The sequence below is a fragment of the Streptomyces bikiniensis genome, from assembly GCF_000716625.1.
GTDB classification, from domain to species: Bacteria; Actinomycetota; Actinomycetes; order Streptomycetales; family Streptomycetaceae; genus Streptomyces; species Streptomyces bikiniensis.
On sequence record NZ_JNXJ01000111.1, the window covers coordinates 1 to 803 of the forward strand.

Consider the following 803-nt stretch of genomic DNA (forward strand, 5'->3'; position numbering starts at 1 on the left):
ACTGATCGTTTCAGAATGAGGTTCGTAGGCGTCGCAAGCAGATGATGCTGCAGGCGAGTTGAAGCAGGCCGAGGTGGAGATCTGCGCGTATCTCGTAGCGGATCCGCAGGCGTTTGAACTGGTGGAGCCAGGCGAAGGTCCGCTCCACGACCCAGCGCGTTTTGCCCAGCCCCGAGCCGTGCGGGACACCTCGACGGGCGATCTTCGGGGTGATGCCCCGAGCCCGCAGGATGCGGCGGTACTTGTCGTAGTCGTAGCCGCGGTCGGCGAACAGCCGTCGTGGCCGGTGACGCGGCCGGCCGACCAGGCCGCGGATACGGGGGATCGAGTCCAGCAGTGGCGTCAGCTGGGTGACGTCGTGCCTGTTTCCGCCGGTCAGAGTGACGGCGAGAGGGGTTCCGTGTCGGTCGACGATCAGGTGGTGCTTGCTGCCCGGCCGGGCGCGGTCGACCGGCGAAGGTCCGGTGTGAGCCCCCCTTTCAGGGCCCGGATGTGCGAGCCGTCGATCGCGGCGTCGTCCATGTCCAGCAGACCGGCTTTGCGTAGTTCGGCCAGGAGCACTTCGTGCAGGCGGGGCCAGACACCGGCCTCGGTCCAGTCCCGCAGCCGCCGCCAGGCCGTCACCCCGCTGCATCCGGTCCGCTCGGCGGGCACGTCCCTCCAGCTGACGTTCTTGCGCAGCACGTAGACGATGCCCCGCAGGGCCGCACGGTCGTCCGCCGGCAGGCGTCCGGGATACCGATGCCGCCGCGGCGGGCGGGGCGGCAGCAGCGGAGCGATGCGTTCCCACAGCTCATCAGGCA

General features: G+C 69.4%; 1 protein-coding gene. It reads right to left on the bottom strand.

The window, feature by feature from the left end:
* Positions 1-10: 10 nt before the first annotated feature.
* Positions 11-803, bottom strand: a protein-coding gene (locus tag OO47_RS35865) for an IS5 family transposase (protein WP_199812374.1) whose coding sequence is annotated in 2 segments (ribosomal slippage) — positions 11-480 and positions 480-803 — 794 coding nt annotated over the 2 segments. Because the reading frame shifts where the segments join, the coding sequence is not laid out codon by codon here. This gene is flagged as partial in the annotation.